The organism is Lactobacillus gallinarum DSM 10532 = JCM 2011 (assembly GCF_001434975.1).
GTDB lineage: Bacteria > Bacillota > Bacilli > Lactobacillales > Lactobacillaceae > Lactobacillus > Lactobacillus gallinarum.
Genome location: NZ_AZEL01000079.1, coordinates 38,599 through 61,542, shown reverse-complemented (window position 1 = coordinate 61,542; position 22,944 = coordinate 38,599). Strand labels below are relative to the sequence as shown.

Sequence of the window (22,944 nt, the reverse complement as noted above, 5' to 3'; positions counted from 1 at the left end):
AATTAAAAAATCAATTTGCGAGAAAGAACTATTTACACAAAAGATTTGACAGTCTCGTAGCTTTATTAACTGTTAATTTGCCGACCTTAACGCCATAGATTGTAACATTAGGATTGAAGTGAGTAGAAGCAAAGGCACGCTCACGTTGTTCGCTTTCTACCTTCTTATTGTAAAAAATCACACCACCAATAATTGCAATTATGACAATTACGCCGATAATTATTAAATAGAGATTATTTCGATTATTATGTTTTCTAAGTTCCGTTCTAGATTGCATTTTATCAAATACCTATCTCATTAGATTTTCGAATAAGCGTTTGCTTTGAAACAGTATAGCAACTATTTTTATCCTAGTAAAGTTACTATATAATACTTTCAGAATAATATTTTCATAATAACATACGTTATTAATTTTAACATACTTTGAGGGAAAATATGAATAATGATCCACTTGTTTTTCAAATGAATATTGCAAAAGATAAGCCGCAGTCTTACCGTAAGGACAAAAAGAAGAGGGTTTGTCCATTTTGTGATGTAGCTAATTTAACTGATATTTATCAAAAAGAAGATGACATGATTTGGCTGAAAAATAAATATCCTACTCTGCGTGATACTAATCAGACCGTATTAATTGAATCAAGCGATCACCATGGTGATATTAGTATTTATACTAAAGAGCATAATCGTAAATTGATGCGGTTTAGCCTTGCATGTTTTGAAAAAATGGCGGCTAATAAAGATTATCAGACCGTTGTTTGGTATAAAAACTATGGTCCGCATTCAGGCGGTTCTTTGATTCACCCACACATGCAGATTGTGGGCCTTGAGCATGAAGATGGCTATAAATATATTCACCCTAATAATTTTGAAGGTGAAACGCTTTTTGATGAAAATGGGGTAGAAGTCAATATTGCCGAACACCCCGTACAAGGATATACAGAATTAAATATTAATCTTTTAACTAAGGATAGTATTGACCTATGGGCAGATTGGATTCAGAGCGGTGCTAAATACTTGCTTAATATCATGTACAATGGCAGATGTGATTCATACAATTTGTTCTTCTATCCACGCGAAGATGGTGGTGTTTGTGCTAAATATATTACCCGTTTTGAGGCTCCTCCGTATTTTGTGGGCTATAAATTATCTCAAGTAAATGATGAGATCACTTTAGACAAAGAAGCTCATCGCTTTAGAAAATTCTATGATAATGGATCGAAGATTAACTAAAAAAACTTCTCATTGCGAGAAGGTTTTTTGTTAGAATTCAGTGTGAATGATGTCGTCTTCTGGACGATGTGCTTGGATACGCAAAACTTGCCAAGCTAAATCACTTTCTGGTTCAGTAAGATTGATGATCAATTTACTGTCTTTAAAAGTAAAATCAAGATCAGTTCTGTGATCGATCCATTCAACGCGGTTAGGTTCTTGAGTTAAACCGGTAACCTCAATTTTTTCAGGGAGTGGTCGTTTTACAAAAACATATTTTTGGTAATCTGCGTGCCGATTCTCTAAAATAAAACCATTGTTGCTTTCAAGAGTGCTACTTTTGCCTTCATTTAAAGCATGACCAAATAAGTGCATCCAAGAATTAATGGTATCAAGCAACTTTTGAGTAGTATCGTCAAATTTACCGTCGGTTACAGGGATGTTAATGATAGTATTTTTGCCATTTTGACGATTAGTAACAATAGTGTCAATTACATCATCACTGTTTAAATCGACACCGTCTGCTTCGTCAGCTAGAAAAATAGTGTATTTGCTGCAAGCTTCTTTAAAATCGTCTTTTTGAGCATTGGTTATCACGGCACGTGCACCAATGTTTCTAGCAGTTTTGACTAAAAAGTCCGCATCCGCATTTCCGTTTATTTTAAAATTTAAGACAATTGCAAAATCAGGATTCATCATTTTTCCTCCTTATTAATTACTAGTTAAGTTTAACCTAAAGAAGTGAAATCTAAAAATGAAAATTATTATTGCACCCGCAAAAATTATGAAAATTGATCGTGATTCTTTTCTAGTTGAGTCTAAACCTGAATTTTTGGATAAGACTAAAGTACTGGAGAAATTTTTAAAATCGCGTTCTGAAGACCAATTAACTGAGTTATGGCATGCTAGTAAAAAGGTGACAGAGCAGAGTATCGAGCAGCTAAAGAATATGAATTTGGATGAACGATTAACGCCTGCTATTTTGGCTTTTTCAGGCATTCAATACCAATATATGGCGCCGGATTTGTTTACTCAGCCAGCGCTTGATTATATTCAAAAAAATTTGCGTATTTTATCTGGCTTTTACGGGATGCTTAGACCTTTTGATGGTGTTTGCCCATATCGTTTAGAACTTAATACCAAGATGAAAGGTTTTATTGATTATAGCTTGTACCATTTCTGGGGTGATGCTATTGCTGAAAGTCTGTTTAAAGATGATGACACAGTCATTAATCTAGCTTCCAAGCAATATATGCGGTTGGTTAAGCCGTATTTAAACGAAAATCGAAAAATGATTACCATTGATTTTCAAGAATTAAAAAATGATCAATGGAAAACTGTAGGTGTTCATGCCAAGATGGCACGCGGTGAAATGGTGCGCTTCATTGCCGAAAACCAAATAAAAAATCCCACAGAGTTGCGAGATTTTCATGATTTTGAATTCCAATTTGTGCCCGAAGTTAGTTCATCAGATCATTATGTCTTTAGAACTAACTTTGATTTTAAACGTCGTTAAAACGCAGGCTTTAAAAATTGCGCAGTTAAATCAGCTGCCATGTCTTTGTATTCACCGCTAAATCTATGATCAGCATCAGGGATCATATGTAATTCGCTGTTTTCATAAACTTCATCGTATTTTTTAGCATATTTTGGATCAACGACTTGGTCATTAGTACCGGCAATTACGGAAACTGGTCTAGTGAAACGTTGAGATACTTCATAAATTGGTAAAACTTGTGCAGTTCTTAAGTAAAAGCCGCCAAGCTTCATCCCTAATTTATTGCCTACTAATGGCACAACTTCAGGAATATGATTTGGATCATAAGTTGCACCTTGAGTGTTACCCTTTAATGCGTCGTCTTTTAATTGAGCTGCAGGAGCTAAGAGGACTACTTTTTTTACAACATCAGGATAAAGACCTGCAAGCATTGATGCCACTACGCCACCTTGAGAATGTCCCACTAAGAAGATGTCTCGAACGTGTGGATCGGTGCGGACATAGTCCAAGATCGCCTTACCGTCGGCGATTTCGTTGCAGACAGTCATATCTTCAAATTTACCATCGCTTTCGCCGTGACCATTAAAATCAAAACGAACGCTAGCGACATTTTCATCGCGTAAATCATCGGCAATTTGTCTTAATAAATCTGTATTTCTATTAGCAGTGAAACCATGCATTAAAATAGCCATGTCATAGATTTCACCAAATGGTTCTTCACGGTCACCTACGAGAGTTAAACCGTCTCTTTCAATCGTAATGCGGGACATAAACATTCTTCTTTCTAAATTGGTCTACTATTATTGTAAACTTTTTTATAGGAAAATTAGTAGAAAAGAAATTAAGAAATTGGAAAGATTGCGTAATTACGCGTAAAATTAATTCATTGATTAAGTCATGCGAGGTATTAATGATGGAAATAGTTTTTATTCGTCATGGTCAAACAGATGTTAATAAGGATAATCGTCTTCAAGGCGCGCATGTTGATGCGGAATTAAATGATTATGGCCGCGCTTATGCTAAAAAAGCAGCAGCTAACTTCGATGAAGATGAGTTTGACGTAGTATATTCTAGTCCAATGAAGCGAGCAGTCGAGACCGCTAAAATTTTTACTAAAGATAAGAAAAAGATCAATCTTGATGATCGTTTGCTTGAATTTGACTTTGGTGACTGGGATGGCAAGAAGATGGATGATATCGTTAAGGAATATCCTGATATTGTTGATCCTTGGGGAAAGGTTAATCGCAACTATATAAGATATGCCAAGAATGGTGAAAGCTACGAAGCTTTTGACAAGCGTTGCGGTGACTTTTTAGATGAAATGTACCAAAAGTATCCTGATAAAAAGGTGCTAGTAGTAGCTCATGGTCGTTTGATTCGAATGATGGCGGCGCACTATTTAACTAATGGCGATATGGATAAAATTGATACGATGGATAATTGTGCCCTAGCAAAATTTAGCGTTAAGAAAAATATTGCACGAATGATCTTCTACAATCGGCTACTTGCTTAGTAAAAAAGCAAGCAGCTTTTTTTATGTATATTCATTGACAATGCGTCACAAAAGAATAGTATAATAGTTGATTGGTGACAAAACGTCAGTGTGTTGAAAGAGAGGATAAAAATGGTTAAAGCAACATTTAAAAATTTACCTTCCGCTAAACGCGAACGAATCGAAAAGGCTTTGTTAGAAGAGTTTAGTACATATCCTTTAGCAGATGCTAAAGTTTCTCATATTGTCAAAAAGGCAGACATTGCACGTGGTGCATTCTATAAGTATTTCGATGATTTAACAGATGCTTATGTTTATATGTATCATATTGCGATCGATACTATTCACGCTAATATGAGTCCTAATGAAAAATTTGATCCTGATCATTTTTATGATCGAGTTACTAAATTTATTGATAAGACTCAAAACAGTAAATATGAACCAATGATGAAGTTGCACATGTCGCAAAATGAATATTTAATTCCGGATAACTTCAAGATTTATTCAAGACAATTATTAAATATGAGTCCACAATTATGGAGTGCAATGGTTTTAAGTCATGAAGTAATCAATCTTTGCTTGTCAGACCCAGAAAATCAAGAGAAGAACCTTGCTCGCTACAAGAAGAGTTTATACATGATTGCAAAGGGGATGAAATAATTGTTTTTAGCACTAAAAGAAATTAAACATGAAAAGTTGCGCTATGGCTTAATCATTTTAATGATCTTTTTAATCAGTTATCTGATTTTTATGTTGTCTTCATTAGCCGTGGGATTAGCAAGTGAAAATACACAGGCAATCGATAGTTGGAGTGCTAAGAAAATTGTTTTAAATAAAAATTCCAATATTAGTTTGAGTCAATCTATTTTGACTAAAAAAGATTTAAAAGACGATGATATTGGTAAAAATGAAGCATATATTGGTCAAGTAGCGGTAGTAGTTAAATCTAAAAATCGGCCATCTGTTTCTGCGCAATTTTTAGGGATTAAGAAAGACCAATTTATTTACAAAGACCAGGTCTTAGTAGCTGGTAAACGAGGAAAAGGCAAAACAGAAATTACCGTAGATTCAAGCTTAAGGGATAAAGGCTATCGTTTAGGCGATAAGATTAGTTTGAATGGTTCAGCTAGAAAGTATAAGATTGTGGGCTTCGTTAATAATGCCAAGATCAACATTGCCCCAATTATCTATGGCTCTTTTGCTACATGGAGAAAACTGCGGATGGTTGCACCAAATGTAGCTGCTGCAGCGATTGTTTCCAAAAATGCTAATTATAAATACAACTATAAAGATGCAAAAACATATCCGATTGCCACATTTATTAATAAATTGCCAGGTTATACTGCACAAAATATGACCTTTGGGTTAATGATTGGATTCTTATTTGTCATTTCTCTAATTATCATTGCAGTTTTCCTATACATTTTGACGATGCAAAAAATGCATAATTTGGCTGTAATGAGAGCACAGGGAATTCCAAGCAAGACACTAGTTGGTGCAACAGTTAGTCAATCAATTATTTTGGTCGTTGTGGGAGTGATTATCGCCTTAATATTGATGTGGGTCACAGCCGCTGTTTTACCCGCTGCGGTGCCTATGAGCTTTACCACAACTATTATGATTGCTGGTACGCTAGGGATGCTTGTAATGGGTATTATTGGTAGTTTGATTCCTATTAGATCAATTTTAAAGGTTGATCCTGCAAAGGCAATTGGTGAATAAAATGGCAGTAATTGAGTTAAAAGATGTAGAAAAGATTTATGGTAAAGGCGATGCGCAAGTTGAAGCTTTAAAAGATATTAATTTTGAAGCTGATAAGAGCGAATTGGTTCTGATTATGGGACCTTCCGGTGCCGGTAAGAGTACGTTTTTAACTATTGCCGGTTCACTGCAGAAGCCAACTTCAGGCCAAGTTATCATTAACCGAGAAGATATTAGCAAGTTCTCTGATAAAAAAAGAAATAGTTTGCGTTTAAATGAAATAGGTTTTATTTTACAAGCCTATAATTTGGTTCCGTATTTAACTGTTCATGATCAATTTGTTTTGGTCGATAAAGTTAAAAAGGAAGATAATTTGTCTAAAGAAGATTTGGATAAATTGCTTGAGGATTTGGGTATTACTAAATTAGTTAAAAAATATCCTAATGAATTGTCAGGTGGTCAGCAGCAGCGTGTGGCAATTGCGCGGGCGCTTTATGCTAACCCAGCGATTCTGCTAGCAGATGAACCAACGGCATCTTTAGATACGCAAAATGTAGAAGAAGTTGGTAAGTTATTTAAGAAGCTGGCTAAAGAACGTGAAAAAGCAATTTTAATTGTGACGCACGACCCTCGTCTTGAAAAATATGCGGATCATATTTATGAAATGATGGATGGTAAGATGAGTCAAAAGAAGTAAAAAATACCTAGTTCAAAATTTTGAACTAGGTATTTTTGTTATGAACTATAAGTTAGGATCCATCTTGAAGCGAAGAGGTGAATCGCCAGTTTGCTTGGTGATTAATTTAGCAGACAATTCTTTGAAAATATCCGTAGCAGTTTTAGCCATCTTTTCGTTAGCTTCATTAACAAGGTCAATTCTCTTAGCTGGATCACTTTCTTTAGCTAATTTTTGATCATATTCGTAACGCAGACGGGTAGTCTTTTCTCTAGCTTCGTCTTGGGCATTGCTTAAGTCTGTTCCATATTTATTCCAATCGCGGTCAGCTAAGGTGCTTGCCAGTTTAAATACCCAGTAAGCAGAGTTAGTGCTGTAAGTTTCCTTGCCATATTTATACATAGTAGGGACCTTAGTTCCTTGTGGGTAAAATGGAACATAAACGCTTTGTGCAGCTATACCCATTGCTAACCAATGAATCATGTTTTCACCGTTTAATTCTAATAAGTGAGACTCTTGGGTAGTAGCAACAGAAATAGGTCTAAATGTCGCATTATTCTTGTTCTTAGGATTAGTTAAATCATAAGGCGTATTTTGGTAATGATTGCTCAATACGGCTTGTGCGTCTTGAATAGAAATTGGCTTGTCCGGTTTTCTAATAAATGGCAAGTCAAAATCTTGTGGTTCTTGCTCGACAGATGGGGTTAATAATTTTTGCCCAATCCAGACACGAGGTGTGTTGTAATGCAAGTCGCTATCGTCATGTGTGCCAAAGATTTCACGCCAGTTAAAGACGGCATCTTTAGGCCATAATTGATTTTGGTAAACAAAGTCTTTTAGATCTTTTGAATACATAAAATCATTACCATCGAAGACGACAGCTTGGATTGCCAATTGGTTAGCAACTACTGCGTAAGAGTCGTCAGGAATTCTTTGAGCAACCCAGTGATGGCCTGAACCGATTTCCATATACCATGCTTCATCTGGGTCACTGAATAAAATACCGTCTGCTTCAGCAGCACCATGCTTTTCGACGATTTCACCTAAACGTTGTACGCCTTCGCGGGCTGTTTTAACGTATGGCAAAACAACGGTTACCATGGCTTCTTCTAAAATACCTTTTTCTGTATCAAAAGGATCAACTGCTAATACTCGTTCATTGGCATATGCACTTTCAGTAGCACTCATTGCTACATGATGTTCATTGATACCATCTTCTTCAAAGGCGCCGTACTTGTCTGTCCATTCTGGTGTTGAAGAATATGAAAAAATAGTTTCAGGTAAATCCATTTCAAATTTGTTATCTTTTGATTTGAAATGGTTATTTTTTACATTATCTTGATGCGGATTAAATGCAAGATGTTTGGGCCAAGCGGTTTTAGCATCTTCATTACGACCAATAATTACGCTTCCTGTGAGAGAAGCCTTCTTACCAATAAGAATAGAAGTACACGATGAACGTCCGATTACATTATTCATAAAAAATCACGCTTTCTAAATCGCATTTGTAACATAATTATAATGTAATTGTATTAATTTTTATATTATATTAAAAATATGTAAAAAAAGGAGGTCTTAACATGAGTGAAGGACCAGAAGATAAATCAATCGAGCTAACGACAGATTATGCAGATCATACTATTAATATGAAATTTTCAGATAATCTGACTGACGATCGTGAGCGGGGCTATATTCTTTCTGCAGCTTTCTTTTCATTTTGTGCTGCACAAGGATTAGATAAGCAAGCAGTTATTGAAATGGTGTCATCACATTATGATCAATTTACTGGAGACGACGGATCATCGCTATTCAAGCGATTATAAAAAATGGCAAAATTGTATTGCTTAGGCTTGCATTTGTTATTTATTAGATATATGATGTACATAAAAAATAACAAGCGTATTGAAAAGCACATACTTAACAAATGATTAAGGTGTATTAAAATGGCAAGAAAAAAAGAAATAAGCAAAGATAAGATTTTAGATACTGCTTATAAGATGGCTATTAAAGGTGGAATTGAAGGATTAACTGCTCGTAGTATTGCTAAGGCAGGACATTTTTCAACCCAACCTTTATATCTAGAATTCGATAATATGGGAGATCTTCGTAATCAAGTATTGAAGAGAATTTCTTCAGATTTAAGAACTCACACTTTACAACAAAAGTTTACTGGTGAGCCTTTAATCGACTTGGATTTATCATACATTGATTTTGCACAAAAGCATGTTAACTTGTTCCGTGCAATGTTTGTTGATGGTAAATTCGGTAGCAAGATTATTGCTGATACTTTGATGGATCTTGGAATTGAAAAGTTTAATGAACAATATCCTGATACTGGATATGATAAAGACAAGATTAATGACATTGTAATTGCTAACTGGATTTCAACTACCGGTATGGCTGCATTAGTTGTTAACGAAATTGCAAGTTTCAACCAAAATCAAATTATTAATGTTTTGAATGCTCAAATCCATGATGCAATGCTTAACGATCGTCTTAGCGAAACTCAGGAAAATCCTATGTTTGCTGCAGATGACGAAGCATCTCTGAAGGATAACTTAGCATAATATTTCATCAATCATCTGTGCTTTTTAATGAAAAAAGACGCTTCACAATTGTGGAGTGTCTTTTTTTGCTGTTAAAATTCAGCTATTTTTGTGGCCATTAAGTTATAATTATATATATTAAAGGAATTTTCGAAAGGTGGTTTTTATGAAGGTACTCGCTTTATCTGGTTCAAATGCAGATAACTCATTTAACGAAAAATTACTCAAAGTTATTATCAAAAATTTAGATTATAAATACGACTTCGACTTTGCAACTGTTAAGGGCTTACCAATGTTTAAAGAAGGTGTTGAAGCTCCTAAAGAAATTTTAGATTTAGGCGAAAAAGTAGGAGAAGCTGACATGATCTTAATCGGTTCTCCTGAGCAACAACACTCAGTTACAAGTGCTTTAAAGAGTGCACTTGAATGGCTTTCTAGTTCAGTTCATCCTTTCCATGACAAGCCAGTTGTGATTGTTTCAACTTCACCAATGCCTCAAGGTGGTGCTCGTTCTCAAACTCGTTTAAAGAGTATTTTGGCTGCTCCTGGTTTTAGTGCTCACGTATTTAACGGCGATGAATTTATGATGGGAATTGCACCACAACAATTTGACGAAGAGGGCAATTTAACCGAACCAGGTACGCTTAAGTTTTTGAATCACTTCTTTGATGAAGTAGATGATTGGTATGCACAACTTACTAAGTAGGGGGCTTATTTAAATGAAATTATTAGTAGTCGTTGGTACAAATGCTCCATTTTCATATAATCGTTTTTTAGCAAAATTTATTGCTAAGCGTTATGCAGATAAGGCTGATTTTGAAGTTAAAGAAATTGATCAAATTAAGCCTTTCTCTAGAACGGATGAACCTGATGAAGCTACCAAGAATTGGATTGAAGATATTAAGAATGCAGATGGCGTAATCTTGACAACACCTGAATATGATCATGCTATTCCTGCAGCTCTTAAGAGTGCACTTGAATGGCTTGGCTCACATGCTGGCCCTGACGTAATGAAGATGAAGCCAGCAGCAGTTGTTGGTACATCATACGGCATTCAAGGTTCAAGTCGTGCTCAAGAAGATGCACGAGAAATTTTGCTTTCACCTGATATGAGTGCCAACGTATTACCAGGCAATGAAATCTTAATTGGTGGCGCTGCAAGAAACTTCGATAAAACTACTGGTGATCTTTCAAATGAAGATTACATCAAGCAATTAGATGTAATGATGGACAATTTCATTAAGTTTGTAGAACAAGCAAATAAATAATTTTGCCAGTTATCTAACTCAATAGTAAAATTACCGGATAGAAAACTATCCGGTTTTTTCTCAAAAAATGTAATGGGGTGAATTAAATGATGAATCCAGTTGTTTTGTCACTAGAGCAAGTTCGTAATCCGCGTGATTTGGGCGGCTATATTGGTGATCATGGACGTAGAGTAAAAATGCATCGTTTACTGAGAACGGGGAAGATCAGTAATATAACGCTGCATGATCAGCAATTCTTGCTTGATTATGGTTTGACCAAAATCATTGATTTACGTTCGCCATTAGAGTGTCATAAGATGCCTGATAGTAAAATTCCGGGCGTAGAACACATTGATTTATCTATTTCGACTGATGATAATACGCAAGGAGGCAAAAAAGACCTTGCTAAGACATTTGAAATTTATCGTCATGACCAATATGCTGGCTTTAAAATGATGTGTGATCGCTATCGTTCACATGTATTAAAAGAACACGCTCAAAATAGTATTCATAAAATTTTAGAAGTTTTAGCCAATACTGAAGATGGTGCAGTGTTGTATCATTGCTCTGAAGGTAAAGATAGAACAGGTATTGTTACCGTAGTTGTTCTTTACCTATTGGGTGTTGATATGGAAACTATTAGGCAGGATTATTTATATTCAAATTATATGCTAAATGACTATCGTGCTTTACGGGATAAAAAGATGCAAGAAGAAGGAGAAAATTTATGCTTCCGTGCTAATATGCGTATTTTAGGTTCCGTATCCGATGCATTTTTAGATACTGCATTAATTGCAATTGAAAAAGACTTCGGTAGTATCGATAATTATCTTAAAGAAAAAATTGGCGTAACGTCGGAATTGCGTGATAGATTACGTGAATTGTATTTAGAAAACTAGGAATTAAAATGATTAAAGATTTAGCATTAGAACAAGTAGTAGGGCATCACCATGCTTTAGGTACATCGATTACTTTGCAAATATTTGGGACACAAGATCGAAGCCTGTTGAAAAAATCTTTTGATTTAATTGATCATTATGAAGATATTTTTACTGTTAATCGTGATCAATCTGAAGTAATGGATATTAACCATGCCTCAGGTGAGCATCCTGTCCAAGTTTCAAGTGCAGTCTACAGCCTAGTGAAGTTAGCCGTAGAAAAAAGCAGAGAGAATTTTGGCTTTAATGCCTTAATTGGACCAGTAGTAAAATTGTGGCACATTGGTTTTAAAGGTGCCCATGTTCCAAAAGATGAAGAAATCAAAGATAAGATGTTACTGACGAATCCTTTTAAGGTGGAATTAAATGATCAAGATCAAACTGTTTTTCTTCAAATGAAGGGGATGGAACTGGATCTTGGTGGTATTGCCAAGGGCTGGATCGCCGACCGCATTCGTGATTTATGGCTAGCATATGGTGTTGAAGCAGGGATTATTAATTTAGGTGGTAATATCCTTCTGGTAGGCGATTCACCTAAGCGAGACAATGGTAAATGGGTGATTGGGATTCAAGATCCTAAAGAGCCTCGCGGTGACAATATTACCTCTGTAATGGTAGGAGAATGTTCAGCTGTGACTAGTGGTACGTATGAGCGTTACTTAGTAGTTAATGGACATAAGTATCATCATTTAATCGATCCTAGAACTGGTTATCCTGTAAAAACGGATTTGGCAGGCGTAACTACTTTTACCAAAACATCCGTGGAAGCAGAAATTGAATGCAAGAGATTATTCTTTGCAGGTCATTCGCTAAAAGGCTGGCATGATGATCCTGACCGTGTTGGGGCAATTTTTGTTTATAATGATGAACATGTTGAATATGATAATTTTAATCAATAAAAAATAGGACTAAGCAAATTGTTTGTTTAGTCCTATTTTTTTAACCAACGGTCTTACCGATGTTGAAGATACTGTTGAAGACGCCGTTAGAAAGTCCAGGTGTACTGTAGATAATGAAGCGTAAGAAGCTAGAATCTATTGTTTGTTGCATGAACCATGGATTTTGCAATGCATTGAACATGGACAAGACAACGTAGACTACGAAGTAACTGGCTACTAGGGATGCCAAAGCTCCTAAGACATTGTCTAAAAGGCTGCCAAGATTAGTGGCATGTGGATTTTTAGCAGGAATCCAGCCCTTAAATATTTTCATGATCATCTTACCAACGAAGAAGATAATGAAGAATGCAGCAAAACGTGCAATCATTAATTCAACATTAGTTGTTGAATTGCTTCGAATCATTTCTCCTGTAACTTGGGTGTAAAGCCAATTGCCAAACGGATTTTGCATAAAAATTGCGACCATAAAGACAATAGCGGAACAAATTAAACCAATAATATATCTGGTAAAGCCGGTTTTATAGCCTGTATAGGCTTTATAAGCTAAGTAAGCCAAAACAATTAAAGTAACAACCATTTTTATTTCTCCTTTGCGGAATATTATACCCTATTTTGCATGCGACAAAACTTTGACGATTGCAATGAAATAGTTGATAATTGTAAGGACGATTTCTCTTTACTAATAAGTATAATTAGCGTTAAATTTAGAAGTGTGAAACAAGGTTTCACGGGTGAAAAATGAATCCTGAAAAATTTATTTTAGAATTATCAAAACATAATTTTGTATTAACTGATAAACAAAAAGAGCAATTTAAACTTTATTTTAAATTCTTAATTGAAGTCAATGAACATGTTAACTTGACTCGAATTACGGAAGAAAATGAAGTTTATCTCAAACATTTTTATGATAGTGTTACGCCACTCTTTGTTTTTGGCGATGTTTTTAAAGATGGTGCTACTCTTTGTGATGTCGGAGCTGGGGCCGGATTTCCTTCGATCCCATTAAAGATTTTAAAGCCATCTCTTAAAGTAACGATTGTTGATTCGCTGGCTAAAAGGCTGACTTTTTTGAAAGATTTGATTGCTAAATTAGATTTGGATAATGTGGAGTTAGTTCATGGCCGTGCTGAAGATGTTGGTCAAAATAAGCTTTATCGCGAAAAGTTTGATATTGTTACTGCACGGGCTGTAGCCAAGATGAGTGTTTTAAGCGAATATTGTCTACCATTGGTTAAAAAAGATGGTTATTTTGTAGCTCTTAAAGGACCAAAAGCTGAAGATGAACTGGATGAAGGACAAAAGGCACTTGCAGTTCTCGGAGGTAAATTAATTAAAGATGAAGAGTTAACTTTGCCAGGAACTACAGAAGAAAGAACTTTGGTTTTGGTTAAAAAAGTTAAAGAAACGCCAAAGAAATACCCTCGTCAAGCGGGGACGCCGCGGCGTAAACCAATATGTTAATAGGAGGATGAAAAATGTCATTATTTTCTTTTATGCATCATGATGAAGAAATCCCCAAGAATAAGCAAATTCAAGATCTTGAGTTAGATAAGATTGTTCCTAATCAATATCAACCACGACATCAATTTTCTGATGATTCAATTAAGGAATTGGCGGATACTCTTGATCAAGATGGATTGCTTCAACCGATTGTAGTACGTGAAGATGGTGATGATCACTATGAGATTATTGCAGGTGAACGTCGCTATCGTGCTGCTAAGAGTTTAGGCTGGGAGACTATTCCTGCCATTGTCAAAAACATGAATGATGATCAAGCAGCTTCTCTTGCTTTAATTGAAAATTTGCAACGTGAAGACTTGAATCCTATTGATGAAGCTAAAGCCTATACTAATTTGATGAAATTAAATGATTTAACTCAAACTGCTTTGGCTAAAGATATGGGTAAGTCTCAATCATATGTCGCAAACAAGTTGCGTTTACTTAAGTTAGATGATGACGTGCAAACTGCTTTGGTTGAAGGAAAAATTACTGCTCGTCATGGCCGTGCTCTTTTAAATCTTGATGATGCTGATCAAAAGCGAGTTTTAGCTGAGATTGAAGCTAAAGGCTTGAATGTAAAGCAAACTGAAGAAATTGCTAAAGATGTGGATGCTTATTTTAATCCTCAACCTAAGAAAAAGGAAAAAGCAGAACAAAAGCGTGTTGTTAACCGCATTCCAAAGGACCTTAAAGTTCAAATTAATACCATTAAGAAGGCTGTTAAGTTGGCTAAAGATTCAGGAATTAAAGTTAAAATTAAAGAAGATAAAAATCCAGATGATTACAAAATCACCATTGAATTAAAGAGAAAGTAGAAAGGATGGAAAATATGGTAAATGTAATTTCGGTTGCTAACCAAAAAGGTGGCGTGGGTAAGACCACTACTACTATCAATTTAGCAGCCTCAATTGCCGACCGTGGTTACCGTGTTTTAATTGTGGATATTGACCCACAAGGAAATGCCACCTCTGGTTTAGGAATTGAAAAATCAGAGATTGACCAGGACATTTACAATGTTTTGATTGACGAAATTCCAATCCAAGATACAATTCATCATACATCAATGGCTAAGTTAGACATGGTTCCAGCAACAATCAATTTATCAGGTGCTGAAACTGAATTAATTAGCATGATGGCACGTGAAACAAGATTGAAGTCAGCTTTAGATGCAATTAGTGATCAATATGATTTTATTTTTATTGATTGTCCTCCTTCATTAGGTCAACTTTCAATTAATGCTTTTACTGCGTCTGACTCAATTTTGATTCCAGTTCAAAGTGAATATTATGCTATGGAAGGTTTAAGTCAGCTTTTGAATACTATTCGTTTAGTACAAAAGCACTTTAACAAGGACTTAGGTGTTGAAGGCGTCCTTTTAACTATGTTAGATGCTAGAACCAATTTAGGTGCAGAAGTAGTTAAGGAAGTTCAATCATACTTTAGTAAAAAAGTTTATAAAACAATTATTCCAAGAATCACTAAATTGGCAGAAGCACCAAGTTATGGTCAGCCGATTACCGAATATGCTCCAAGATCTCGTGGTGCTAAGGTATATGATGATTTAGCAAAAGAGGTGTTAAAAGCTCATGGTAAGAGACTCCAGAAGTAAAGAAAATAGAAAAAAAGGCGGATTAGGTCGTGGTATCGAAGCTTTATTTGATGATGAACCACAAATTGAGGAAACTGAAGAAGTTCAAGAACTCAATTTAAGTGAGATTCGCTCTAATCCATATCAGCCTAGAAAGCGATTTGATGACAAGAGCCTGAAAGAATTATCTGATTCTATTAAGGAAAATGGCGTTTTTCAGCCTATTATCGTCCGCAAGTCTGTTAATGGTTATGAGATTATTGCAGGTGAACGGCGCTATCGTGCATCAAAATTAGCTAAGAAAAAGACCATTCCTGCAATCGTTCGCAAGTTTGACGAAAGTCAAATGATGGAAGTAGCCGTCTTAGAAAACTTGCAACGTGAAGATTTGACCCCACTTGAAGAAGCACAAGCTTATGAAATGCTACAAAAGAATCTGGGTTTAACTCAGGAAGAAGTTTCTAAGAGAATGGGCAAGTCTCGTCCATACATTGCCAATTATTTACGTTTATTGACTTTGCCAAGCAAAACTAAGCGTTTATTGCAACATGGCGAATTATCAATGGGTCAAGCTAGAACTCTTTTAGCTTTAAAAGACAAAGATAAAATTGATAGTTTAGCCAAAAAGGTGGCCCAAGAAGGGATACCTGTTCGTAAGGTTGAAGCCTTGGTCAATGAAATGAATGCCAAAAAGCCCCAAAAGAAGGCTATTAAAAAGTCAGCCTTTATTAGAGCAAGCGAAAACCAATTGTCTAATAAATTTGGCGCAAGCGTTAATATTTCAGAGACTAAAAAGGGTAAAGGTCACCTATCAATTGATTTCACTTCTGCCGAAGCGTTGAATAGAATTCTTGATTTGTTAGGTGTTGATTTAGATGACTAAAGAAATCACTTATAATTTAGCTGATACAGTTCAAATGAAAAAGTCTCACGCATGCCAAGTCAACGACTGGGAAATTTTGCGTATGGGTGCTGATATTAAGCTGAAGTGTATGGGATGCGGCCATATGGTTATGATGCCGCGTAGCGAATTTAATCGGAAGATGAAAAAGGTTTTAACTAAAGCTAATGATCCGGTTAATGCAAAAAAAGAGCAATATGTGCCAAAAGATCGTATCGCTCGCCCTAATTTTAGATAAAATAGACAAGTAAGATAAAATATTAAAATAGTTTTTTAGAAAAAGAGGACAACAAATGTCATTAACTGCTGGTATCGTTGGTTTGCCAAACGTTGGTAAGTCAACTTTGTTTAATGCGATTACTAAGGCTGGTGCAGAAATGGCTAACTACCCATTTGCCACCATTGAACCAAATGTCGGGATGGTTGAAGTTCCTGACAAGCGTTTAGCAAGAATCCAAGAATTAATTCCTGCTAAGAAGATTGTGCACACTACTTTTGAATTTACTGATATTGCTGGTTTGGTAAAGGGTGCTTCAAAGGGTGAAGGTCTTGGTAACAAATTCCTCGAAAACATTCGCCAAACTGATGCCGTTGTTCACGTAGTTCGTGCTTTTGATGATGACAACATTACTTCAGTTACAGGTAAGGTTGATCCAGAAGAAGACATTAATACTATTAATTTGGAACTTGCAATTGCTGACCTTGATGCTGTTAACCGTCGCATTAACAAGGTAAAGAAGGTTGCTCAACAAGGTGACAAGGAAGCTAAGGCAGAAATGGCTGTACTTAACAAATTGCAACCAGTTCTTGAAGAAGGTAATGCTGCTCGTTCAATCGACTTTAATGAAGATGAACAAAAGATTGTTAAGGGCTTATTCCTTTTGACTTCTAAGCCAGTTATTTATGTTGCTAACATTGCTGAAGATTCAATGGCTGATCCAGAAAGCGACAAGTACTACCAGATCGTTAAGAAGCACGCTGAAAGCGAAGGTGCTGAATGCTTGGGTATTTCTGCTGCAACTGAAGAAGAAATCGCTGGCATGGCTGACGATGAAAAGAAGGAATTCCTTGAAATGGAAGGCGTTGAAGAATCTGGTTTGGACCGTTTGATTCGTGCCGCTTACCACATCTTAGGTCTTAGAACCTTCTTTACTGCTGGTGGTCCTGAAACTCGTGCATGGACTTTCCACAAGGGTATGAAGGCTCCACAAGTTGCTGGTGTTATTCACTCAGACTTTGAACGTGGCTTCATTCGTGCAGAAGTTGTTTCCTTCGATGATTTAGACAAGCTTGAAACTATGCAAAAGGTTAAGGAAGCTGGTAAGTTGCGTCTTGAAGGTAAGGACTACGAAGTTCAAGATGGTGACATTATCGAATTTAGATTTAATGTCTAGGAGGAAGAATGGCTGAAGAGACAAAAAAAGAACAAACAGCTTCAAATATTGATAGCGAAAAACAAGCAAAGTTAAAGCGTCAAACCGAAGCTGACAATCAAGATGAAGAAATTAAACAAATGGATCCAAAGGAATTACGTAATAAGTTAAGTAATAAAAATCAAGATTACGTTTTTCGTTTGGAAAAAGAATTGCAATTGCAAGGTTCAATTTCCCGTGCCGAAGCAGTAGAGATGACTGATAAACTATTAGGTGAAATTATAGTGGCACAACGTCATGGACAACCAGCTAATGGTTTATACTTAGCTTCGCCAAAGATTAAGGCAGAGCAAATGCTTCATCCGGATAAGAAGCCCGTTGCAACTCCATTTTGGCAATTAGCTATTGATGGTGCATTAATGTATCTTGCAATTTTTGTTGGTTTGTTTGGAGTCGTTGCTTTATTTGAAACTAAACAACCTAAGAATTCACAAATGGGTATTTTAACCTTAGCCAGTGTTGGTATCGTAATGGGCATCGGTATGGTGAAATATAATGACTGGATAATGCCTAAAAATGGTAAGCGCCAATCATGGGCTAAAATCATTTTAGGGATGATAGGCGTTGTTGTCGTATTATTCGTCTGGATTTGGTTACTATCTCTTCCAGGCTTAAGACCTATTAACCCGGTATTGCCAGGTGAAGTAGATATTATTATTGCGGTAGTTGCATTTGGCGCTCGTTACTTATTCAGAAGATATTACAAGATCACTGGTTCACCGTTTGCACCAAATATGCAACGCAAATAATTTGCTTCTTTTTTAAAAAAAGTACATACTTAATTTAATAACGTCAAAAAAGATAAATAGGTAATAGCCTATTTATCTTTTTATTTATGAAGTGCATGGAAAGGTGGGTCTATATGGTCAAAACACTAAGCAAATCGATTAGACAATACAAAAAATTGTCATTGCTCTCACCATTATTCGTTATTGGTGAAGTAATTATCGAAATGCTGATTCCATATTTGGTCGGAATTTTGATTGATAATGGAATTATGAAGGGGAATATGCCCTATATCAGTAAAATGGGGTTGTTATTACTGATAATAACTATAGTTTCACTGATATTAGGTGCGAGTGCGAGTTATGTTTCCGCACATGCTGCAGCGGGTTTTGCATCTAATTTACGTAAAGATATGTTCTACCATATGCAGGACTATTCTTTTGAAAATATTGATCGTTTCTCAAGTGCCAGTTTGGTTACGCGTTTGACTACTGATGTTAATAACGTACAAATGGCATATCAGATGATTATCAGAATTGCGGTTAGAGCACCAATGATGTTCATCGTTTCAATTGTGATGTCTATCATAATTAGTCCAAGATTATCTTTGATTTTCTTAGTTATAGGCCCAATTTTTGCGATTCTATTAGGATTAATTATTAAAGCAGCATATCCATATTTCCCTAAAATTTTTAGAGGATATGACCGTATGAACCAAGTCGTTCGTGAAAATGTTCGGGGTATTCGCGAAGTAAAGACTTACGTTCAAGAAAAAGATCAGATTAAACAATTTGAGAAGTCATCAGGCTTTATCTATAAGTTATTCGCTACCGCACAAAAGATTATGTCTTTAAATGCGTTAGTTGTAGCGGCTGTTTTGAACATTTCAACTTTGGCTATCTGCTGGTTTGGTGCTAAAGAAGTTGTTGGTGGCAGTTTGCAAACTGGTCAACTTATCTCAATGTTTACTTATTCAAACTCCGTTTTGTTCAGTTTGAATATTTTAGCTATGATTACTACGCAATTAGTTGTTTCAGGTGCCAGTGGTCGTCGTATTGCTGCCGTCATTACTGAAAAGCCAACTATTGAAAATCCTAAAAAGCCACTTAAGCGTTTAACTAATGGTGAAATTATTTTTGATCATGTAAGTTTTAAATATGAACTAGCTGACAAGACTGATGCGTTACATGATATCAATTTGCATATCAAATCGGGTGAAACTCTAGGAATTATCGGTGAAACTGGTTCTTCTAAGTCAACTTTGGTTTCAATGATTCCGCGTTTATATGATGTAACGGCAGGTGCCGTTCGTGTAGCGGGTCATAACGTTAAGTCATATGACTTAAAGACGTTGCGTGATAACGTTGCGATGGTTTTGCAAAACAACGTTTTGTTCACTGGTACAGTAAAAGATAACCTCAAATGGGGCAACGAAAATGCAACCGATGAACAAGTTGTAGCTGCAGCTAAGATTGCGCATGCTGATGGCTTTATTCGTGAAATGCCGGATGGTTACGATACCATGATCGAACAAGGTGGTAATAACGTCTCTGGTGGTCAAAAGCAGAGAATTACTATTGCGAGAGCCTTGCTTAAGAATCCTAAGATTTTAATTTTGGATGATTCAACTTCAGCTGTTGATACCAGTACTGAACGTGAAATTAGAACTTCTTTGGCTAAAGACATGCCAGATACAACGAAGATCATCATTTCACAAAGAATTGTTTCAATTAAGGATGCTGACCGCATCATCGTGATGGATCACGGTAAAATTCAAGATATTGGAACGCATGAAGAATTGATGAAGACTAATGAGTTTTACAGTTCAATTGCTAAGTTCCAAGAAGAACAAGGAAAGTAGGTGAGTGTTATGGATCAAGCAGTAGATAATAAAAATCAAACTAAGGGCAATCGAATTAAGATTTTGATGCGTTTGCTTAAATTAGTAAACAGTACAAGTCCATGGATGCTCATCATTTCTATGATTACCATCGTTTTAGCAGCGGCAAGTAATGTTATCGGTTCATTATTTATTGAACGATTAATCAATGATTACATTATTCCGCTAACTAAGGAAAAGGTGCCAAATTATGGTCCACTTGCGACTGCTATTGCGGTAATGTTTGGTATTTATGCCATTGGATTTTTGTCTAACTATTTGTTCAACATGTTAATGGGTGTGTTAGCTCAAAAGGTACAATTCCGTGTTCGTAACGAAATGTTCACCCACATGGAAAGCTTGCCAATTTCATACTTTGATCAAAATGAATTTGGCGATATCATGAGTCGTTATACTAACGATATCGATACCTTGATGCAGATGATTTCACAGTCCATTCCACAATTTACTAACTCAGCTTTAAGTTTGATCTTCGTTGTGGTAGCGATGTTCTCACTTAGCTGGCAACTTACTGTATTTTCATTCATTATCTTTGCCATGTCATTTGGTATCGTGCGTTTCTTGACTTTAAGATCAAGTCACTACTTCCAAGTTCAACAGAAGAAGTTGGGACAAATCAATGGTTATAACGAAGAAATGCTTAATGGGTTAAAGGTTATTAAGGTCTTCAGTCATGAACCAGAATCTAAAACAGGTTTTGATAAGTATAACGAAGAATTGCGTCAAGCTTCAGGTAAGGCTAACACCTATGCCACTATCCTTTTCCCAATTATGGGTAACATGGGTAACTTGCTCTATGTTTTAATTGCCTTTGTTGGTGGTGCTGTGGCTATTAATGGCTGGGCTCCATTATCTCTTGGTGCTATTGGTTCATTCTTGCAATTATCAAAGCAGTTTAGTATGCCAATTGCCCAGATTTCACAACAGTTGAACTCAATTGTGATAGCTTTAGCCGGTGCCGAAAGAATCTTTAATTTGGAAGATCAAGCTTCTGAAACTGACAATGGTGATGTTACAATTTCACGAGGTGCTGAAGTCGGCAGTATGTGGAATTGGAATGTTCCTGAAAAAGATGGTTCTGTTAAGAAAGTACCGGTTCGCGGACACATCATTTTTGATCATGTTAATTTTAGCTATGTTCCAGAACACCAAATTTTGCATGATATTTCAATCAATGCCAAGCCAGGGATGAAAGTTGCCTTGGTTGGTGAAACTGGTGCTGGGAAGACTACCATTTCAAATATGTTGAACCGATTCTATGATATTGATTCAGGTAAAATTACGTATGATGGTATCCCGATTAAACAAATCAAGAAGGATGATTTGCGTAGATCACTTTCAATTGTTTTGCAGGAAACACACTTGTTTACTGGCACTATCATGGATAACATCCGCTTTGGTAATCCTGAAGCTAGTGATGATGTTGTTTACCAAGCAGCTAAATTGTCACATGCCGATGAATTTATTCACGATCTTGATCATGGCTATGATACTGTGATTGATGGAGACGGTGGAGATTTATCACAAGGGCAAATGCAGCTGCTCAGTATTGCGAGAGCGATGATTGCTGACGAACCTGTAATGATCTTGGATGAAGCAACCTCAAGTATTGATACTAAGACCGAAAAGATGGTTCAAGCAGGTATGGACAACTTGCTTGCTGGACGAACTAGTTTTGTTATCGCCCACCGTTTGTCAACTATAGTAAACTCTGATTTGATCTTGGTACTTGATCATGGTCATATCATTGAATCCGGTAACCACGAAGAGCTATTGAAGCAAAAGGGTTACTACTACGAGCTTTACACTGGTAAAAAAGAAATTGAATAGAAGTAAAATAGAGCACAAGTTGCTCTATTTTTTGTATTTTTCTAAAAAATAGCTTTACCTTTCAGCCTTTTATTGAAAAATAGTAAAATATAGACCATAGGGTCTGCTAAACTAGTAGATAAAGATACAGACTATAATCAATTAGCAAAATAAAGAGAGGGGGTTTTCTTTATGAAAATCTTAGTTGTTGATGATGACAAGGAAATCGTAGAATTATTAAGCATCTATCTGAAAAATGAAGGTTATGAACCAATTGCGGCATATAGCGGCAAAGAAGCAATTACTAAATTAACCACGACTCCAGATATCGCTTTGATGATACTGGATATAATGATGCCAAATATGTCAGGAATTGAAGTAATTAAGGAAGTCAGAAAAGATTCAGATATTCCAATTATTATTGTTTCAGCTAAGACTGGCGACATGGACAAGATTCAAGGGTTAATCACCGGTGCCGACGATTATGTATCTAAGCCATTCAATCCACTTGAAGTAATGGCTAGGGTTCGTTCACTTCTTCGTCGTAGTCAAAAACAAGTTAAAGATGATGAACCAGATGTTTTGGAGGTAGGTCCATTAGTTATTAACCGTGATTCACACGAAGTTAAAACTATTGATGGCAAAGCAATTCAATTAACTGCTCTTGAATTTGGTATTTTATATCTTTTAGCTAGTCATCCTAACCGGGTATTTTCAGCAGATGAAATCTTTGAACGCGTATGGCAACAAGAATCTATTGTTTCAGCTAAAACTGTTATGGTTCACGTTTCACACTTGCGTGATAAGATTCAAAAAGCTACCGGCGGTGAAGATGTCATTCAAACCGTTTGGGGCGTAGGATATAAAGTCGAGGCGTAGTT

26 protein-coding genes and 1 pseudogene are annotated in these 22,944 nt (G+C 36.1%); 22 read left to right on the top strand and 5 right to left on the bottom strand.

Annotated elements, in window-relative coordinates; genetic code table 11:
* Positions 1 to 43: 43 nt before the first annotated feature.
* Positions 44 to 277 (bottom strand): annotated as a pseudogene (locus FC37_RS09625) (murein L,D-transpeptidase); the annotation flags it as partial.
* A 158-nt stretch (positions 278 to 435) separates the two neighbouring features.
* Between FC37_RS09625 and FC37_RS09620 the strand changes: the two are divergent.
* Positions 436 to 1,230 (top strand): DUF4931 domain-containing protein, encoded by a 795-nt coding sequence (locus tag FC37_RS09620; protein ID WP_025005926.1) that lies wholly within the window; start codon positions 436 to 438, stop codon positions 1,228 to 1,230.
* Between the two features lie 30 nt (positions 1,231 to 1,260).
* On the opposite strand, the gene FC37_RS09615 is transcribed toward FC37_RS09620, so the two are convergent.
* Positions 1,261 to 1,905 (bottom strand): hypothetical protein, encoded by a 645-nt coding sequence (locus FC37_RS09615; protein WP_025005925.1) that lies wholly within the window; start codon positions 1,903 to 1,905, stop codon positions 1,261 to 1,263.
* Between the two features lie 58 nt (positions 1,906 to 1,963).
* Between FC37_RS09615 and yaaA the strand changes: the two genes are divergently transcribed.
* On the top strand, positions 1,964 to 2,725 hold the full coding sequence (gene yaaA, locus FC37_RS09610) for a peroxide stress protein YaaA (RefSeq protein ID WP_025005924.1): 762 nt from the start codon (positions 1,964 to 1,966) through the stop codon (positions 2,723 to 2,725).
* On the opposite strand, the gene FC37_RS09605 is transcribed toward yaaA, so the two are convergent.
* Positions 2,722 to 3,477 carry an alpha/beta hydrolase gene (locus FC37_RS09605; protein WP_025005923.1) on the bottom strand — a complete coding sequence of 252 codons (756 nt, stop codon included), beginning with the start codon at positions 3,475 to 3,477 and terminating at the stop codon, positions 2,722 to 2,724. The genes yaaA and FC37_RS09605 overlap by 4 nt on opposite strands.
* Positions 3,478 to 3,620: 143 nt before the next feature.
* Between FC37_RS09605 and FC37_RS09600 the strand changes: the two genes are divergently transcribed.
* The 4 genes from FC37_RS09600 (at position 3,621) to FC37_RS09585 (ending at position 6,597) form a co-directional block, all read left to right on the top strand.
* Positions 3,621 to 4,220 carry a histidine phosphatase family protein gene (locus FC37_RS09600; protein WP_025005922.1) on the top strand — a complete coding sequence of 200 codons (600 nt, stop codon included), beginning with the start codon at positions 3,621 to 3,623 and terminating at the stop codon, positions 4,218 to 4,220.
* 111 nt (positions 4,221 to 4,331) lie between these two features.
* The gene (locus tag FC37_RS09595; RefSeq protein WP_025005921.1) at positions 4,332 to 4,859 is read left to right on the top strand and encodes a TetR/AcrR family transcriptional regulator; all 528 of its coding nucleotides are present in this window, start codon (positions 4,332 to 4,334) and stop codon (positions 4,857 to 4,859) included.
* Entirely contained in the window at positions 4,860 to 5,921 is a 1,062-nt protein-coding gene (locus FC37_RS09590) for an ABC transporter permease (RefSeq protein WP_025005920.1), read from the top strand. It abuts the gene before it with no gap.
* Between the two features lies 1 nt (position 5,922).
* Complete coding sequence (locus tag FC37_RS09585; protein WP_025005919.1) at positions 5,923 to 6,597, top strand: ABC transporter ATP-binding protein; 675 nt, start codon at positions 5,923 to 5,925, stop codon at positions 6,595 to 6,597.
* Positions 6,598 to 6,642: 45 nt separating this feature from the next.
* On the opposite strand, the gene FC37_RS09580 is transcribed toward FC37_RS09585, so the two are convergent.
* Positions 6,643 to 8,055 (bottom strand): C69 family dipeptidase, encoded by a 1,413-nt coding sequence (locus tag FC37_RS09580; protein ID WP_025005918.1) that lies wholly within the window; start codon positions 8,053 to 8,055, stop codon positions 6,643 to 6,645.
* A 101-nt stretch (positions 8,056 to 8,156) separates the two neighbouring features.
* Between FC37_RS09580 and FC37_RS09575 the strand changes: the two genes are divergently transcribed.
* From FC37_RS09575 to FC37_RS09550, 6 genes are all read left to right on the top strand, one after another.
* The gene (locus tag FC37_RS09575; RefSeq protein WP_025005917.1) at positions 8,157 to 8,399 is read left to right on the top strand and encodes a hypothetical protein; all 243 of its coding nucleotides are present in this window, start codon (positions 8,157 to 8,159) and stop codon (positions 8,397 to 8,399) included.
* Between the two features lie 120 nt (positions 8,400 to 8,519).
* The gene (locus FC37_RS09570; RefSeq protein WP_025005916.1) at positions 8,520 to 9,143 is read left to right on the top strand and encodes a TetR/AcrR family transcriptional regulator; all 624 of its coding nucleotides are present in this window, start codon (positions 8,520 to 8,522) and stop codon (positions 9,141 to 9,143) included.
* A 145-nt stretch (positions 9,144 to 9,288) separates the two neighbouring features.
* Positions 9,289 to 9,828, top strand: a complete 540-nt coding sequence (locus FC37_RS09565; protein ID WP_025005915.1) for an NADPH-dependent FMN reductase — start codon at positions 9,289 to 9,291, stop codon at positions 9,826 to 9,828.
* 13 nt (positions 9,829 to 9,841) lie between these two features.
* Positions 9,842 to 10,390 (top strand): NADPH-dependent FMN reductase, encoded by a 549-nt coding sequence (locus FC37_RS09560; RefSeq protein WP_025005914.1) that lies wholly within the window; start codon positions 9,842 to 9,844, stop codon positions 10,388 to 10,390.
* A gap of 86 nt (positions 10,391 to 10,476) precedes the next feature.
* Entirely contained in the window at positions 10,477 to 11,268 is a 792-nt protein-coding gene (locus FC37_RS09555) for a tyrosine-protein phosphatase (RefSeq protein WP_025005913.1), read from the top strand.
* A gap of 8 nt (positions 11,269 to 11,276) precedes the next feature.
* Positions 11,277 to 12,206, top strand: coding sequence for an FAD:protein FMN transferase (locus FC37_RS09550; RefSeq protein ID WP_056945634.1), 930 nt, complete (start codon positions 11,277 to 11,279; stop codon positions 12,204 to 12,206).
* Positions 12,207 to 12,246: 40 nt separating this feature from the next.
* On the opposite strand, the gene FC37_RS09545 is transcribed toward FC37_RS09550, so the two are convergent.
* Complete coding sequence (locus tag FC37_RS09545) at positions 12,247 to 12,783, bottom strand: CvpA family protein (RefSeq protein ID WP_025005912.1); 537 nt, start codon at positions 12,781 to 12,783, stop codon at positions 12,247 to 12,249.
* Between the two features lie 161 nt (positions 12,784 to 12,944).
* Here FC37_RS09545 and rsmG point away from each other — a divergent pair, with 161 nt between their 5' ends.
* The 10 genes from rsmG to croR all read left to right on the top strand — a co-directional run bounded on the left by rsmG (position 12,945) and on the right by croR (position 22,942).
* Complete coding sequence (gene rsmG, locus FC37_RS09540) at positions 12,945 to 13,667, top strand: 16S rRNA (guanine(527)-N(7))-methyltransferase RsmG (RefSeq protein WP_025005911.1); 723 nt, start codon at positions 12,945 to 12,947, stop codon at positions 13,665 to 13,667.
* A gap of 14 nt (positions 13,668 to 13,681) precedes the next feature.
* The gene (gene noc, locus FC37_RS09535) at positions 13,682 to 14,521 is read left to right on the top strand and encodes a nucleoid occlusion protein (RefSeq protein ID WP_025005910.1); all 840 of its coding nucleotides are present in this window, start codon (positions 13,682 to 13,684) and stop codon (positions 14,519 to 14,521) included.
* A gap of 14 nt (positions 14,522 to 14,535) precedes the next feature.
* Positions 14,536 to 15,315: a ParA family protein gene (locus FC37_RS09530; RefSeq protein WP_025005909.1), complete on the top strand. Its 780-nt coding sequence runs from the start codon at positions 14,536 to 14,538 to the stop codon at positions 15,313 to 15,315.
* Entirely contained in the window at positions 15,293 to 16,177 is an 885-nt protein-coding gene (locus FC37_RS09525) for a ParB/RepB/Spo0J family partition protein (RefSeq protein WP_025005908.1), read from the top strand. The genes FC37_RS09530 and FC37_RS09525 overlap by 23 nt, the downstream gene beginning before the upstream one ends.
* Positions 16,170 to 16,433 carry a DUF951 domain-containing protein gene (locus FC37_RS09520; protein WP_025005907.1) on the top strand — a complete coding sequence of 88 codons (264 nt, stop codon included), beginning with the start codon at positions 16,170 to 16,172 and terminating at the stop codon, positions 16,431 to 16,433. Before FC37_RS09525 ends, FC37_RS09520 begins: the two co-directional genes overlap by 8 nt.
* 55 nt (positions 16,434 to 16,488) lie before the next feature.
* The gene (gene ychF, locus FC37_RS09515; protein WP_025005906.1) at positions 16,489 to 17,589 is read left to right on the top strand and encodes a redox-regulated ATPase YchF; all 1,101 of its coding nucleotides are present in this window, start codon (positions 16,489 to 16,491) and stop codon (positions 17,587 to 17,589) included.
* Positions 17,590 to 17,597: 8 nt separating this feature from the next.
* Entirely contained in the window at positions 17,598 to 18,377 is a 780-nt protein-coding gene (locus FC37_RS09510; protein ID WP_025005905.1) for a DUF1129 domain-containing protein, read from the top strand.
* Positions 18,378 to 18,490: 113 nt separating this feature from the next.
* Positions 18,491 to 20,215, top strand: coding sequence for an ABC transporter ATP-binding protein (locus FC37_RS09505; RefSeq protein WP_025005904.1), 1,725 nt, complete (start codon positions 18,491 to 18,493; stop codon positions 20,213 to 20,215).
* A gap of 9 nt (positions 20,216 to 20,224) precedes the next feature.
* Positions 20,225 to 22,084: an ABC transporter ATP-binding protein gene (locus FC37_RS09500; RefSeq protein WP_025005903.1), complete on the top strand. Its 1,860-nt coding sequence runs from the start codon at positions 20,225 to 20,227 to the stop codon at positions 22,082 to 22,084.
* 171 nt (positions 22,085 to 22,255) lie between these two features.
* Positions 22,256 to 22,942, top strand: a complete 687-nt coding sequence (gene croR / locus FC37_RS09495) for a response regulator transcription factor CroR (RefSeq protein WP_025005902.1) — start codon at positions 22,256 to 22,258, stop codon at positions 22,940 to 22,942.
* The last annotated feature ends 2 nt before the right edge of the window (positions 22,943 to 22,944 follow it).

Coding starts and splice junctions, on each gene's coding strand:
- noc (WP_025005910.1), top strand. CDS start 13,682: ATGTCATTATTTTCTTTTATGCATCATGATGAAGAAATCCCCAAGAAT.
- FC37_RS09520 (WP_025005907.1), top strand. CDS start 16,170: ATGACTAAAGAAATCACTTATAATTTAGCTGATACAGTTCAAATGAAA.
- FC37_RS09505 (WP_025005904.1), top strand. CDS start 18,491: ATGGTCAAAACACTAAGCAAATCGATTAGACAATACAAAAAATTGTCA.
- FC37_RS09555 (WP_025005913.1), top strand. CDS start 10,477: ATGATGAATCCAGTTGTTTTGTCACTAGAGCAAGTTCGTAATCCGCGT.
- FC37_RS09585 (WP_025005919.1), top strand. CDS start 5,923: ATGGCAGTAATTGAGTTAAAAGATGTAGAAAAGATTTATGGTAAAGGC.
- FC37_RS09545 (WP_025005912.1), bottom strand. CDS start 12,783: ATGGTTGTTACTTTAATTGTTTTGGCTTACTTAGCTTATAAAGCCTAT.
- FC37_RS09575 (WP_025005917.1), top strand. CDS start 8,157: ATGAGTGAAGGACCAGAAGATAAATCAATCGAGCTAACGACAGATTAT.
- croR (WP_025005902.1), top strand. CDS start 22,256: ATGAAAATCTTAGTTGTTGATGATGACAAGGAAATCGTAGAATTATTA.
- FC37_RS09500 (WP_025005903.1), top strand. CDS start 20,225: ATGGATCAAGCAGTAGATAATAAAAATCAAACTAAGGGCAATCGAATT.
- FC37_RS09595 (WP_025005921.1), top strand. CDS start 4,332: ATGGTTAAAGCAACATTTAAAAATTTACCTTCCGCTAAACGCGAACGA.
- FC37_RS09530 (WP_025005909.1), top strand. CDS start 14,536: ATGGTAAATGTAATTTCGGTTGCTAACCAAAAAGGTGGCGTGGGTAAG.
- FC37_RS09600 (WP_025005922.1), top strand. CDS start 3,621: ATGGAAATAGTTTTTATTCGTCATGGTCAAACAGATGTTAATAAGGAT.
- FC37_RS09580 (WP_025005918.1), bottom strand. CDS start 8,055: ATGAATAATGTAATCGGACGTTCATCGTGTACTTCTATTCTTATTGGT.
- yaaA (WP_025005924.1), top strand. CDS start 1,964: ATGAAAATTATTATTGCACCCGCAAAAATTATGAAAATTGATCGTGAT.
- FC37_RS09605 (WP_025005923.1), bottom strand. CDS start 3,477: ATGTCCCGCATTACGATTGAAAGAGACGGTTTAACTCTCGTAGGTGAC.
- FC37_RS09615 (WP_025005925.1), bottom strand. CDS start 1,905: ATGAATCCTGATTTTGCAATTGTCTTAAATTTTAAAATAAACGGAAAT.
- FC37_RS09510 (WP_025005905.1), top strand. CDS start 17,598: ATGGCTGAAGAGACAAAAAAAGAACAAACAGCTTCAAATATTGATAGC.
- ychF (WP_025005906.1), top strand. CDS start 16,489: ATGTCATTAACTGCTGGTATCGTTGGTTTGCCAAACGTTGGTAAGTCA.
- FC37_RS09560 (WP_025005914.1), top strand. CDS start 9,842: ATGAAATTATTAGTAGTCGTTGGTACAAATGCTCCATTTTCATATAAT.
- FC37_RS09565 (WP_025005915.1), top strand. CDS start 9,289: ATGAAGGTACTCGCTTTATCTGGTTCAAATGCAGATAACTCATTTAAC.
- rsmG (WP_025005911.1), top strand. CDS start 12,945: ATGAATCCTGAAAAATTTATTTTAGAATTATCAAAACATAATTTTGTA.
- FC37_RS09570 (WP_025005916.1), top strand. CDS start 8,520: ATGGCAAGAAAAAAAGAAATAAGCAAAGATAAGATTTTAGATACTGCT.
- FC37_RS09620 (WP_025005926.1), top strand. CDS start 436: ATGAATAATGATCCACTTGTTTTTCAAATGAATATTGCAAAAGATAAG.
- FC37_RS09550 (WP_056945634.1), top strand. CDS start 11,277: ATGATTAAAGATTTAGCATTAGAACAAGTAGTAGGGCATCACCATGCT.
- FC37_RS09525 (WP_025005908.1), top strand. CDS start 15,293: ATGGTAAGAGACTCCAGAAGTAAAGAAAATAGAAAAAAAGGCGGATTA.